Raw genomic sequence first — 11,749 nt, forward strand, 5'->3', positions numbered from 1 at the left:
GATGCTCAAGCTTTATGGATTTTCGGTCAGCAACTACTACAACATGGTGAAACTGGCACTGCTGGAGAAAGGGCTGCCCTTCGAAGAGGTGCCGTTCTACGCAGGCCAGACCCCTGAAGCCTTGGCCGTGAGCCCCCGGGGCAAGGTGCCGGTGCTGGGTGTCGAGCAAGGCTTTATCAACGAAACCAGCGTGATCCTCGAATACATCGAACAGACCCAAGGCGGGCCATCGCTGCTGCCGAGCGATCCGTTCCAGCGCGCCCGGGTGCTGGCGTTGTGCAGGGAAATCGAGCTGTACATCGAGCTGCCGGCCCGGGCGTGTTTTGCCGAGGCGTTTTTCGGGATGCCGGTGCCGGAGGCGATCAAGGAAAAATCCAGGACTGAGTTACTGCTGGGGATCGCATCGCTGGGGCGGCACGGGAAGTTCGCGCCGTACGTGGCGGGAGACAGCTTCACGATTGCGGATTTGTATTTTGTGTACAGCGTGGACCTGGCCTGTGCCGTGGCCGGAAAGTTGTTCGGGCTGGATCTGTTGGCTGAGTTGCCGAAGGCCAAGGCGTTGCTGGAACGCTTGCAGGCGTTGCCGAATGCCCGGCGGGTGGCGGCGGACAAGGAAGCGGCAATGCCGGCGTTTATGGCGATGGTTGCTGCCAAGAAATAAAGACTGCTTTTGTGGCGAGGGAGCTTGCTCCCGTGGGACTGCTGCGCAGTCCAACGGGAGCAAGCTCCCTCGCCACAGGTTCAGTGTTCGCCCTTGTTTGCCGGGGTACTTACCTTTGGGTTAGCGGCTGGCGAGCAATGCCTGGCCGCGAACCACGGCAGCCTTCACCTGCGCCGGTGCAGTCCCGCCGATATGGTTACGGGCATTCACCGAGCCTTCCAGGGTCAGCACCGCAAACACGTCCTGCTCGATCTGATCGCTGAACTGGCGCAGTTCTTCCAGGCTCATTTCCGCCAGGTCCTTGCCGGTGTCCACGCCGTATTTCACGGCATGCCCAACGATTTCGTGGCAGTCGCGGAACGGCAGGCCGCGACGCACCAGGTAGTCGGCCAGGTCGGTGGCGGTGGAGAAACCACGCAGGGCCGCTTCACGCATGATGGCGTGCTTGGGCTTGATCGCCGGGATCATGTCGGCAAAGGCCCGCAGCGAGTCGCGCAGGGTATCGGCGGCGTCGAACAGCGGCTCCTTGTCTTCCTGGTTGTCCTTGTTGTAAGCCAGCGGCTGGCCTTTCATCAGGGTCAACAGGCCCATCAGCGCGCCGAATACACGGCCGCTTTTGCCGCGTACCAGCTCCGGCACATCGGGGTTTTTCTTTTGCGGCATGATCGAGCTGCCGGTGCAGAAGCGGTCCGGCAGGTCGATGAACTGGAATTGCGCACTGGTCCACAGCACCAGCTCTTCGGAGAAACGCGACAAGTGCATCATCGCGATGCTGGCCGCGGCGCAGAATTCGATGGCGAAGTCACGGTCCGACACGCCGTCCAGGGAGTTGCCGCCCACGGCGTCGAAACCCAGCAACTGCGCGGTGTATTCGCGGTCGATCGGGTAGGTGGTGCCGGCCAATGCGGCGCTGCCCAGAGGCATGCGGTTGGCACGCTTGCGGCAGTCCACCAGGCGCTCGTAGTCGCGGCTGAGCATTTCGAACCAGGCCAGCAGGTGGTGGCCGAAGGTCACAGGCTGGGCGGTTTGCAGGTGGGTGAAGCCGGGCATGATGGTGCCGGACTCACGCTCTGCCTGCTCCAGCAGGCCTTTTTGCAGGCGGGTGATTTCGGCCAGGATCAGGTCGATCTCGTCTCGCAACCACAGGCGGATATCGGTGGCCACCTGGTCGTTACGGCTGCGACCTGTGTGCAGTTTCTTGCCCGTCACGCCGATGCGGTCGGTGAGACGGGCCTCGATGTTCATGTGCACGTCTTCCAGGTCGACGCGCCAGTCGAAAGTACCGGCTTCGATCTCACCACGGATGGTGGTCAGGCCGTCGATGATGCTGTCGCGCTCGGCATCGGTCAGTACGCCGACCTTGGCCAGCATCGTGGCGTGGGCGATCGAGCCCATGATGTCGTGGCGGTAGAGGCGCTGGTCGAAGGTGACGGAGGCGGTGAAGCGCGCGACGAAGGCGTCGACGGGTTCACTGAAGCGGCCGCCCCAGGACTGGTTGGTCTTGTCGGTGCTCATGGATTCGCTCGTGATCTGCTGGAAAGAGGGCATGAAAGTGTGGCGCCGATAATAACAGGGTTGCCCCCGGAGGCGAGGATGCGGGGGCGCGGCATTTTTATTTGTTTCCAAGATGGCTAAGTGCCTTGCCGCCGGACTCGCGCAGGACGAGACTGGAGCCATGACCGAACGGGGGTTTAAAACTTGCGGTCTTGAGTAAACAAAGCGTGTTTATTGAAACGATATTTGACGATTGAGCAATATCGTCTTCGCGAGCGTCTACAGTTGCACTGATAGAGCGTCGCGCTGACAGAAGGTGCACTGCACCAATGCCAGGCGATGAGGTCGAACTCCAGGCTATCCATTAGAGAGGGGGTGTTCGTATTGTGTATCAGCAAACCCTACGACGATGCCCAAAGGCAGAAGGCTTTGGGCGCGATTGAACAGGTCCGGGTAAATATTGGTGCCACTCTCGGGGCACTTTTTGCCGCTCGCGCTAGTCTTAGCGTGGATCGCCGTGACGGAAGTCACCGCACCTGTCTACGCTATCCTTGTGCGAGACTCACGCAGGAATCCAGCGCAATATGAATGTCCTGATCGTTGATGACGAACCCCAAGCCCGCGAGCGACTGAGCCGTTTGGTCAGTGAACTCGAGGGTTACAGTGTCCTTGAGCCGAGCGCCACCAGTGGCGAAGAAGCCTTGGCCCTTATTGACAGCCTCAAGCCGGACGTCGTGTTACTCGACATCCGCATGCCGGGCCTTGATGGCTTGCAGGTAGCTGCCCGCCTGAGCGAGCGAGAGTCGCCGCCTTCGGTGGTGCTGTGCGCCTCCCAGGATGAGTTCTCTTCCGAGGCTCTGGATGCCAGTGGCGCCAGTTTCCTGGTCAAGCCGATCAACGCCGATGCATTGCTCCGCGCCTTGAAAAAGGCCGAGCGTCCCAATCGCGTCCAGCTCGCTGCCTTGACCCAGCCCGCAGCCCAGGGCGGCAACGGGCCGCGCAGTCATATCAGCGCCCGCACCCGCAAGGGCATCGAACTGATTCCCCTGGATCAGGTGGTCTATTTCATCGCCGATCACAAGTACGTGACCTTGCGTCACGAGGCCGGTGAAGTGCTGCTCGATGAGCCACTCAAGGCGCTGGAAGATGAATTTGGCGACCGCTTTGTGCGTATCCACCGCAACGCGCTGGTGGCACGGGAGCGCATCGAGCGCTTGCAGCGCACGCCGCTTGGGCATTTTCAGCTGTTCCTGAAAGGCCTCAATGGTGACGCCTTGATCGTCAGCCGGCGCCATGTCGCCGGTGTGCGCAAGATGATGCAGCAGCTTTAGCCCAAGGGCTGACGCAAGCTTCACTGCCCATATCCCGGTGCGACGCGGCCAGGGAGGCCCCGCACTTGCTGATTCAAATCAAAGCGCATTTGCCTGAGCTGTTATTATCTGCCGTATCTATTCAGTACGGATTGATCCATGTCCTCTCGCGAAATCCGCATCGCCACCCGTAAAAGCGCCCTGGCCTTATGGCAGGCCGAATACGTCAAAGCACGCCTTGAGCAGGCTCATCCTGGCCTGAAGGTGTCCCTGGTGCCCATGGTCAGTCGCGGCGACAAGCTGCTTGATTCGCCATTGTCGAAAATCGGCGGCAAGGGCCTGTTCGTCAAGGAGCTGGAAACCGCTCTGCTGGAGAACGAAGCCGACATCGCCGTGCATTCTATGAAAGATGTGCCCATGGACTTCCCCGAAGGCCTGGGCCTTTTTTGCATCTGCGAGCGCGAAGACCCGCGCGATGCTTTCGTTTCCAATACCTACGCCTCTCTTGATGAACTGCCGCTGGGCAGTGTCGTCGGCACCTCCAGCCTGCGTCGCCAGGCACAGTTGCTGACCCGCCGCCCAGACCTGCAAATCCGCTTTCTGCGGGGCAACGTCAATACCCGCCTGGCCAAGCTCGACGCCGGTGAATATGACGCGATCATCCTCGCGGCAGCCGGCCTGATCCGCCTGGGTTTTGAAGACCGCATCACCTCGGCCATCAGCGTCGAAGACAGCTTGCCGGCTGGCGGACAGGGCGCCGTGGGTATCGAGTGCCGCACCGCCGACAGCGAAATTCATGCGCTGCTCAAGCCGCTGGACCACCAGGACACTGAAATTCGCGTCACCGCCGAACGCGCTCTGAACAAGCACCTCAACGGTGGCTGCCAGGTGCCGATCGCCTGCTACGCGGTGCTTGAAGGTGAGAACCTCTGGCTGCGTGGGCTGGTGGGCGATCCGAGTGGTGGGTTGCTGCTCACCGCAGACATCCGCGGGCCACAAAGCGAAGCGACCAGCCTGGGGATCAAAGTCGCCGAGGAACTGCTGGAGAAAGGCGCCGGTGCCATTCTGCAAGCGGTCTACGGCGAGGCAGGTCCGCAGTGACGCAATGGCGTGTGCTGCTGACGCGGCCTGCCGAGGAGTCGGCGGCCCTGGCGGCGACGTTGTCTGAGGAAGGTATCTTCAGCAGCAGCCTGCCGTTGCTGGAGATCGAAGCGTTGCCCGTCACGCCTGAGCAACACGCAATCTTTCGCGAGCTGGACCGTTATTGTGCGGTGATCGTGGTGAGCAAGCCGGCGGCGCGCCTGGGTTTGCAGTTGTTGGCTCAACACTGGCCACAGCCACCGGCATTGCCGTGGTTCAGCGTCGGTGCTGCTACGGCGCAGGTGCTGGCTGACCACGGCGTTGATGTCAGCTACCCCAAGGAAGGCGACGACAGTGAAGCCTTGCTTGAACTGGTCGCCTTGCGCGAGGCTATCGCTCGGCCTGGGGCCCGGGTGCTGATCCTGCGGGGCGAGGGCGGGCGCGAGTTGCTCGCTGAGCGTTTGCGCGAGCAAGGTGCTAGTGTCGACTATCTGGAGTTGTACCGCCGTTTCCTGCCGGATTACGACGGTGCAACCCTGATCCAACGCATAAACGTGGAACGCTTGAACGGCGTGGTGGTCAGCAGTGGGCAGGGTTTTTTACACCTGCAAGCCCTGGCCGGCACAGATTGGCCCCTGGTGGCACAACTGCCGTTGTTTGTGCCCAGCCCGCGAGTCGCCGAGATGGCGCGTGCCGCTGGCGCGCAAAAAGTTGTGGATTGTCGTGGCGCCAGTGCTGCGGCTTTGTTAGTGGCGTTACGGAGTTTCTCCGTTCCCACTCTCTAATACGCAAAGGATGGATACGTGAGCGAAACAGCCTTGCCTAAAGATGAAGCTCAGCCCGCGCTTGATGCGCCCGTTGAGACACCGGTCACCACCGCCCCGCGCCGTGGCAACGGCCTGGCTATCGTGGCCTTGTTACTTGGCGCAGCCGGTGTTGCCGCCGGCGGCTGGGGGATCTGGCAGGTCCGCGCACTGCAGGCGAGCAGCCAGCAACAGCTGGGCCAAGTGCAAACCCTGGACGACCAATCCCAGAGCCTCAAACAGAGCCAACAGCAGCTGTCGGCACGCCTGGGGCAGTTGCCCGGCGCTGAGGAACTGGAAGAGCGCCGCCGGCTGGTGGCGCAATTGCAGGGCGACCAGCAGCGCTTGAGCCAACGCCTGGAAACCGTGCTGGGCGCCAGCCGCCAGGACTGGCGCCTGGCCGAGGCCGAACACCTGATCCGCCTGGCCAGCCTGCGTCTTTCCGCCTTGCAGGACATCAACAGTGCCCAGGCGCTGGTTCAGGGCGCTGACGAAATCCTCCGCGAACAAAGTGACCCGGGCTCTTACGCCGCTCGTGAGCAGTTGGCCAAGAGCCTCGCCGCGTTGCGCAATATCGAACAGCCGGACCGTACCGGGCTGTACCTGCAACTGGCAGCATTGCGCGATCAGGTCGTGCAACTGGCGGCCATTGCTCCTGAGTACCAACTCCCGGAAGCCGCCAATGGGGGCCGTCCGACCACCGATACGGACAGCCGCTGGAGCCAGTGGTGGGAGCAGATTTCGCGGTATTTCCGCATCGACTTCAACCCCGATGACAACATTCGTCCGCTGCTGGCAGGGCAAGGTCTGAATCAGGTGCGTCTGGCCCTGAGCCTGGCGCTGGAGCAAGCGCAATGGGCGGCGCTCAACGGCGAGCCGGCGGTGTACAGCCGCTCCCTGGGCGAGGCCCGCAGCGTGTTGCAGGACAACTTCAATCAAGACAACCCGCAAAGCAAAGCCATGCTGGCGCGTATTGCCGAGCTCGAGCCCAAGGCCGTCTCGGTGGTAACGCCTGACCTGGCCGCGAGCCTGGCTGCCGTGCAGGCTTACCTTGACCGTCGCCACCTGTCTGCCGAAGAAGCCAAAGCTTCCGCTGGCAAGCCGGCGACCCAGGAGTAAAGCCGATGAAGCGCTTCTATGTGATTCTGGTGCTGGCGATTGCGATCGCCCTGGCACTGGCCGTGGGCATTTCGAAACACACCGGTTACGTGCTGATTACCTATCCCCATGTGCTGCATTACGAGTCCGGGCTGTGGTCGACGCTGGTGGCGCTGTTTGCCATCGGCCTGGCGATCTATCTGGTCCGGGTGCTGCTTAGCCTGGTGCTGACTTCGGGTGGTGTGGTCAACCCGTGGTCGCGGCGCAATCGCAGCCGTCGGGTGCAGGTCGCCATTGAACAGGGCCAGATGGACCTTGCCGAAGGGCGTTGGGCCAGTGCCGAGCGTCACTTGCACCGAGCGGCCGAAGCGGAACGCCAGCCATTGCTCTACTACCTCGGCGCCGCCCGCGCGGCTAACGAGCAGGGGCGTTACGAGGAAGCGGACGGCCTGCTGGAGCGCGCGCTTGAGCGCCAGCCCCAGGCTGAACTGGCGGTGGCCTTGAGTCATGCGCAGTTGCAGATGGACCGTGGCGACACTGATGGCGCCCTGGTCACCTTGCAGGCCATGCATGAGCGTCATCCGCATAACGTCCAGGTATTGCGTCAATTGCAGCGGCTGTATCAACAGCGTGGTGATTGGTCTTCGGTAATCCGGCTGCTGCCGGAGCTGCGCAAAGACAAAGCGCTGCCGCCTGCCGAGCTGGCTGACCTGGAACGTCGCGCCTGGGGCGAGAACCTGACCCTGGCTGCCCAGCGCGAAGAGCAGGGCGAGGCCGGCCAGCAGTCCCTTGAGCGGGCCTGGCAACAACTGACCTCGGCCCAGCGCCAGGAGCCGCAACTGGTGCTGGCTTACGCCGAACAACTGCGCCAATTGGGCGCGGATGCCAAGGCTGAAGAAGTGCTGCGCGGCGCGCTCAAGCGCGAGTACGACAGCCATCTGATCAGGCTCTACGGCCTGCTGCGTGGCAGCGATCCGGCGAAGCAACTGAAGTTTGCCGAAGGCTGGCTCAAGGATCATCCAGGCGATGCCAGCCTGTTGCTGACCCTGGGACGCCTGTGCCTGCAAAACAGCCTGTGGGGCAAGGCTCGGGACTACCTGGAAAGCAGCCTGCAGGCGCAGCGCAACCCTGAAGCCTGTGCCGAACTGGCACGCCTGCTGGCGCAGTTGGGCGACACCGAGCGCAGCAACCAGTTGTTTCAGGAAGGCCTGGGCCTGCTGGACAAGCGTCTGCTGGCGTCACCGCTGCCGGTGCCGGCAAGGGTTTGACGTAGGAAACAGTGTAAGGGTTGCCTCAGGATTTTCTGGTGGCTAACCCTTCAATAGCGCGCTATAGCTGTAGTCAATATGGCTTGTAGTAAACTCCTACGCAGATGCGCGTTTAATCACTCGCCTTCTGACGGGATATCCCTACGCTCTCGCGGAATCGTCTGCTCCGACGCGTATTGAAAGGGGTAAGGCCTTTCCTCTACCGTAACTACCTATCTCTTGCGTTGCGGATAAACAATGTCTTTGGCCCCCTCACGCTCCCTGTTCCTCCTGGCGTTCCTGGCTGGTGCGCTGACGCTGGGCGCGTCCTTTTACCTGGAATATGCCGCGCTTTTGCGGCCGTGTTTCCTGTGTCAGGTGCAACGAATTCTTGTAGCTGCCTTCACGCTGATCAACCTGGTGGCGGCGATTCATGGGCCCAAGCGGTCCGGGATCTACCTGTATTGGGCGTCCAGCATGGGCTGTGCAGTGTTGGGCGCCATCACCGCCGTACGCCAGGTGCTGCTGCAAAATACGCCGCCGGAACAGCTGCCGGCCTGTTGGCCAGGCCTTCAATCCATGATTGAAAACCTGTCGCTACGGGAGGCGTTGGCGCTGATCTTCAAGGGCACCGTCGACTGCGTGGAAATCAACTGGACGCTGTTCGACTTGAGTATTCCCGAGTGGAGCCTGCTGTTCTTCGTGGCCATGCTGATCCTTGGCGTAGCGCAGTTCTCGCGGCTGCTGTTGAGCCAGCGGTTTGGCCTTGCGCGGCACTGACAGGTGCCCGCAGGTTGTAGGAATGGATTAAACACTTGTATGAACTTTCTCTCCTGCGTACCTTGATGCCATAGTCATGCGGGCATAATCTGGCTCGCACGCGTCATTGAAACAGACTGTTCGATGCACCTTTGCCCGGTTGCCGCTTTAACCTTGAAGTGTTGCGCGGGCAGTGTGCGGCGCCCCTATAGGGAAGAGAGATCATCATGCTGGAAAGTTGTCAGAATGCTCAGGAACGCTGGGGTGGGGTGCACAAACTGATCGATGTTTGGTTGAAGGCGCGTCACGAACTGGTTCGGGCCTTTGATGCTCTCGGTGCCAAGCCCGAAGCGCTAAGCGAGAATCGCAAGCCGTTGCAGGAATTCTGTGGGGTATTGGTGGATTACCTCTCGGCGGGGCACTTCGGTGTCTACGAGCAATTGACCATAGAGGCCGAGGCTTTCGACGATCAACGTGGCCTCGATTTGGCGAAGACGATTTACCCGCGCATCGATGTCATCACCGAGAAGCTGCTGGCGTTCAACGACCTGTGTGACGCAGGCAAATGCGTTGCCGAAAAATTCAAAGAGCTGGGCGGTTTGCTTCACGAGCGTTTCGAGTTGGAAGATTGCCTGATCGAAGTGCTGCACAACGCTCACAAGGAAGAGTTGACGGCTAAAGCCTGACTCGCCGCAACACAAAAAAACGGTGCGCATTGCGCACCGTTTTTCGTTTGGGCTCAGGCTCCCGCGCCAAGCAATTCGATCTCGAATACCAGCGGCGTATAAGGTGGGATCAACTCGCCCGCACCATCAGCGCCATAGGCTTGGTCGGATGGGATCACCAGCCGCCATTTCGCGCCTACCGGCATCTGCTGCAATGCGCTGCGCCAGCCGCTGATCACACTGTCCAGGCGAAACCACTGGGGTTGTGTGCTCTTGTCGAAGACCGTCCCGTCGGGTAACCGCCCAACATAATTCACTTGCACGCGATCATCGGCCGCCGGCTTTTTCCCGCTGCCAGGGGTCAGTTCGGTCAACAGGATGCCGTCTGCCAATTCGCGCACGCCACTTTTGGATTTCTCACTGGCTAAAAATTGCTGTTCGGCAGCGAGTGCCTTTTCACTTTGTGGCGCTCGATTGTCCGGCGCATTTTGCGCTTCGTGCTGGGCAAGGATCTGTTCGATGCGCGTGTCGTCCAGGGCCAGTGGCTTACCTTGATAGGCCTGTTTGAGTCCGTCGATCAGTGCCTCGATTTGCAGGCCCGGCATCTCCTGGCGCAGACGCTCACCCAGGCTTGCGCCCAGGCTGTAGGCCAGGTCGTGGTCATCTTTGGACGGCAATTTCTCACTCGCATTGGCCACTGAAAGCGCCACGCTCAACACTAAAAAAAGGTAACGCGACATGGGCGTTCTCCAGCCGAAAGTGCGATGGATTATGCCAGTGTGAATGCTTAAAAAGTGGCGTGGATTTTCGTTATATCAATAAGAATTTTCGTGCGGTGCAACGCAAGCCAATCGATACTGTCAACATGCCCTAGCGGCGGTAAGAGCAGAGGGCTAGTATGAGCCGCACCCACGTCAGCCAGGAGGTAAACCATGTCGGCCAAACAGAAGCCTGTAAATACCCCGTTGCATTTGCTCCAACAACTTTCGGGCAGCCTGCTCGAACATTTGGAAAGCGCTTGTTCACAAGCCTTGGCTGATGCAGAGAAGTTGCTCGCCAAGCTTGAAAAACAACGCGGCAAAGCTCAGGAAAAATTGCACAAATCCCGTACCAAACTGCAAGGCGCAGCGACCGCTGGCAAAGCCAAGGCACAAGCCAAAGCCAAGGACGCCGTCAAAGAACTTGAGGACTTGCTCGACGCCCTCAAGGATCGTCAATCCGAAACCCGCACCTACATTTCCCAACTCAAGCGTGATGCTTCCGAGAGCCTGAAACTGGCTCAGGGTGTTGGTCGTGTGAAGGAAGCTGTAGGCAAAGTGCTGAGCACTCGTGCTCCGGCTAAAGCCGTTGCAGCCAGCGCAGCGAAGAAGCCAGCCAGCAAAGCAGTCGCCGCCAAGGCACCTGCGAAAGCTGCGGCCAAGCCTGCGGCAAAAGCACCGGCTAAATCGGCTGCCAAGCCAGCTGCTAAAACCGCTGCTGCAAAACCAGTCGCCAAGCCAGCCGCTAAAACTGCTGCTGCAAAACCAGCCGCCAAGCCAGCCGCTAAAACCGCTGCTGCAAAACCAGCTGCCAAGCCAGCCGCTAAAACTGCTGCTGCGAAACCAGCCGCCAAGCCAGCCGCTAAAACCGCTGCTGCAAAACCAGTTGCCAAGCCTGCTGCTAAAACTGCTGCTGCAAAACCAGTTGCCAAGCCTGCTGCTAAAACTGCTGCTGCAAAATCAGCTGTCAAGCCAGCCGCTAAAACTGCTGCTGCAAAACCAGTTGCCAAGCCAGCCGCTAAGCCTGCTGCTGCGAAACCAGCTGCCAAGCCAGCCGCTAAACCTGCTGCTGCGAAACCAGCCACGAAGCCAGCTGCTAAAACTGCTGCTGCGAAACCAGCTGCCAAGCCAGCCGCTAAGCCTGCTGCTGCGAAACCAGCTGCCAAGCCAGCCGCTAAACCTGCTGCTGCGAAACCAGCTGCCAAGCCGGCCGCTAAGCCTGCTGCTGCGAAACCAGCCGCCAAGCCAGCCGCAAAACCAGCAGCCGCCAAGCCTGCACCGGCCAAGCCAGCTACCCCAGCTGCAAAGCCAGCAACACCGGCCGCACCGGCTGCCAGCACCGCAGCGCCAACCGCTCCGGCCAGCAGCACGCCTGCACCGGCAGCGCCAAGCGTCACCCCAACCAGCGCTTCCTAAGTGTTGGTGACTGCGGCGCGCAGCTGATGCAGCGCGTCGTGGTCAAGGTTGGCGGTTTCGGCCGCCAGTCCTTCAAGCCACGCTTGAGCTCCCGCCTCGGCCATCGGCCAAACCTGCGCAACGCCTTCCAGACGCGATAGCAGAAGCTGCTCAGCTTCCAGCTCCAGGGCCTTGACCCGCTCCCGTAACGCTCCCAGCTCAGCATCGTGCTGCGCCAGGGCCCGCCATTGCGTGCGCACTTGCCGCAGCGGCCCGACCACCTCCGCCTGCCACGGCTCAGCGACTTGCCGCAGTGCCTGCAAACGCGACGTTTCCGGCGCCACGCCACGCTGCTCCAGCCACAACCCGCACAACATCAGGCACACATCAGCCCCTTGCGCCTGCAAGCGCAGGCACGCGTCCTCGACGCCCGGGCGGGCGTAAGTCGAGAGGGCAAAGCTCCACAGGTCAGCGCACAT

12 protein-coding genes are annotated in these 11,749 nt (G+C 61.0%); 9 read left to right on the plus strand and 3 right to left on the minus strand.

What is annotated here, in order from left to right:
• Window position 1: 1 nt before the first annotated feature.
• Window positions 2–661, plus strand: a complete 660-nt coding sequence (locus ACUN0G_RS14185) for a glutathione S-transferase family protein (protein ID WP_445573682.1) — start codon at window positions 2–4, stop codon at window positions 659–661.
• Window positions 662–781: 120 nt separating this feature from the next.
• Here ACUN0G_RS14185 and argH read toward each other — a convergent pair whose 3' ends face one another.
• The gene (gene argH / locus ACUN0G_RS14190) at window positions 782–2,176 is read right to left on the minus strand and encodes an argininosuccinate lyase (protein ID WP_003208818.1); all 1,395 of its coding nucleotides are present in this window, start codon (window positions 2,174–2,176) and stop codon (window positions 782–784) included.
• A 563-nt stretch (window positions 2,177–2,739) separates the two neighbouring features.
• Here argH and ACUN0G_RS14195 point away from each other — a divergent pair.
• The 7 genes from ACUN0G_RS14195 to rsd all read left to right on the plus strand — a co-directional run bounded on the left by ACUN0G_RS14195 (window position 2,740) and on the right by rsd (window position 9,138).
• Complete coding sequence (locus tag ACUN0G_RS14195) at window positions 2,740–3,486, plus strand: LytR/AlgR family response regulator transcription factor (protein WP_017476662.1); 747 nt, start codon at window positions 2,740–2,742, stop codon at window positions 3,484–3,486.
• Window positions 3,487–3,624: 138 nt separating this feature from the next.
• Window positions 3,625–4,566, plus strand: a complete 942-nt coding sequence (hemC, locus tag ACUN0G_RS14200) for a hydroxymethylbilane synthase (RefSeq protein ID WP_445573683.1) — start codon at window positions 3,625–3,627, stop codon at window positions 4,564–4,566.
• Entirely contained in the window at window positions 4,563–5,330 is a 768-nt protein-coding gene (locus ACUN0G_RS14205) for a uroporphyrinogen-III synthase (RefSeq protein ID WP_445573684.1), read from the plus strand. The genes hemC and ACUN0G_RS14205 overlap by 4 nt, the downstream gene beginning before the upstream one ends.
• A gap of 18 nt (window positions 5,331–5,348) precedes the next feature.
• Window positions 5,349–6,467: a uroporphyrinogen-III C-methyltransferase gene (locus ACUN0G_RS14210; RefSeq protein WP_258342784.1), complete on the plus strand. Its 1,119-nt coding sequence runs from the start codon at window positions 5,349–5,351 to the stop codon at window positions 6,465–6,467.
• A 5-nt stretch (window positions 6,468–6,472) separates the two neighbouring features.
• Complete coding sequence (locus tag ACUN0G_RS14215) at window positions 6,473–7,714, plus strand: heme biosynthesis protein HemY (protein WP_258342782.1); 1,242 nt, start codon at window positions 6,473–6,475, stop codon at window positions 7,712–7,714.
• Window positions 7,715–7,951: 237 nt separating this feature from the next.
• Window positions 7,952–8,473 (plus strand): disulfide bond formation protein B, encoded by a 522-nt coding sequence (locus ACUN0G_RS14220; RefSeq protein ID WP_063033880.1) that lies wholly within the window; start codon window positions 7,952–7,954, stop codon window positions 8,471–8,473.
• Between the two features lie 206 nt (window positions 8,474–8,679).
• Window positions 8,680–9,138 (plus strand): sigma D regulator, encoded by a 459-nt coding sequence (gene rsd, locus ACUN0G_RS14225; RefSeq protein ID WP_445573685.1) that lies wholly within the window; start codon window positions 8,680–8,682, stop codon window positions 9,136–9,138.
• Window positions 9,139–9,191: 53 nt separating this feature from the next.
• Here rsd and ACUN0G_RS14230 read toward each other — a convergent pair whose 3' ends face one another.
• Window positions 9,192–9,857 carry an FKBP-type peptidyl-prolyl cis-trans isomerase gene (locus ACUN0G_RS14230; protein WP_445573686.1) on the minus strand — a complete coding sequence of 222 codons (666 nt, stop codon included), beginning with the start codon at window positions 9,855–9,857 and terminating at the stop codon, window positions 9,192–9,194.
• A gap of 192 nt (window positions 9,858–10,049) precedes the next feature.
• Between ACUN0G_RS14230 and ACUN0G_RS14235 the strand changes: the two genes are divergently transcribed.
• Window positions 10,050–11,291, plus strand: a complete 1,242-nt coding sequence (locus ACUN0G_RS14235) for an AlgP family protein (protein ID WP_445573687.1) — start codon at window positions 10,050–10,052, stop codon at window positions 11,289–11,291.
• Here ACUN0G_RS14235 and ACUN0G_RS14240 read toward each other — a convergent pair.
• Window positions 11,288–11,749: a TIGR02444 family protein gene (locus ACUN0G_RS14240; protein WP_445573688.1), complete on the minus strand. Its 462-nt coding sequence runs from the start codon at window positions 11,747–11,749 to the stop codon at window positions 11,288–11,290. The two genes, ACUN0G_RS14235 and ACUN0G_RS14240, sit on opposite strands and share 4 nt — an antisense overlap.

The sequence above is a fragment of the Pseudomonas sp. 32A genome, from assembly GCF_052682255.1.

Excerpts from the sequence above, each read along its gene's own strand:
- ACUN0G_RS14230 (WP_445573686.1), bottom strand. The coding sequence starts at position 9,857 with ATGTCGCGTTACCTTTTTTTAGTGTTGAGCGTGGCGCTTTCAGTGGCC.
- argH (WP_003208818.1), bottom strand. The coding sequence starts at position 2,176 with ATGAGCACCGACAAGACCAACCAGTCCTGGGGCGGCCGCTTCAGTGAA.
- ACUN0G_RS14195 (WP_017476662.1), top strand. The coding sequence starts at position 2,740 with ATGAATGTCCTGATCGTTGATGACGAACCCCAAGCCCGCGAGCGACTG.
- hemC (WP_445573683.1), top strand. The coding sequence starts at position 3,625 with ATGTCCTCTCGCGAAATCCGCATCGCCACCCGTAAAAGCGCCCTGGCC.
- ACUN0G_RS14215 (WP_258342782.1), top strand. The coding sequence starts at position 6,473 with ATGAAGCGCTTCTATGTGATTCTGGTGCTGGCGATTGCGATCGCCCTG.
- rsd (WP_445573685.1), top strand. The coding sequence starts at position 8,680 with ATGCTGGAAAGTTGTCAGAATGCTCAGGAACGCTGGGGTGGGGTGCAC.
- ACUN0G_RS14240 (WP_445573688.1), bottom strand. The coding sequence starts at position 11,749 with ATGTGCGCTGACCTGTGGAGCTTTGCCCTCTCGACTTACGCCCGCCCG.
- ACUN0G_RS14220 (WP_063033880.1), top strand. The coding sequence starts at position 7,952 with ATGTCTTTGGCCCCCTCACGCTCCCTGTTCCTCCTGGCGTTCCTGGCT.
- ACUN0G_RS14185 (WP_445573682.1), top strand. The coding sequence starts at position 2 with ATGCTCAAGCTTTATGGATTTTCGGTCAGCAACTACTACAACATGGTG.
- ACUN0G_RS14235 (WP_445573687.1), top strand. The coding sequence starts at position 10,050 with ATGTCGGCCAAACAGAAGCCTGTAAATACCCCGTTGCATTTGCTCCAA.